The 252-nt window shown below is 38.9% G+C and carries 1 pseudogene; it reads right to left on the bottom strand.

From position 1 onward, the window contains the following. Positions 1 to 126: 126 nt before the first annotated feature. Positions 127 to 252 (bottom strand): annotated as a pseudogene (locus tag HMPREF2576_RS07215) (IS200/IS605 family transposase); the annotation flags it as partial.

Below are 252 nucleotides of genomic sequence, written 5' to 3'. Positions count from 1 at the left end.
AATCAAAACCACCCGTATGAACGGGTGGTTTGTTCTACGGCTATAAGCCTTTCTTACTGGCCAGCCCTAAAAGGGCACTGATAGGTCAGCCAACTGCACTACTTTCCCAGCACCCCTAAAGGGGTACTATTTTTTTCGTCTTTTTTTAATTTCTTCTCCTGTAAAGGGATCTAGGTATTCTTCCATTGAAATTTGATCTGCAACGATATCTTCTTGTAATTGATTACGAATGTAATTTTCAATTACCTTTTT

Source organism: Staphylococcus sp. HMSC063F05 (assembly GCF_001837075.1).
Taxonomy (GTDB): domain Bacteria; phylum Bacillota; class Bacilli; order Staphylococcales; family Staphylococcaceae; genus Staphylococcus; species Staphylococcus epidermidis.
Note: the sequence above shows the minus strand (reverse complement) of the source record. Positions and strands in the feature narration are given on the sequence as shown.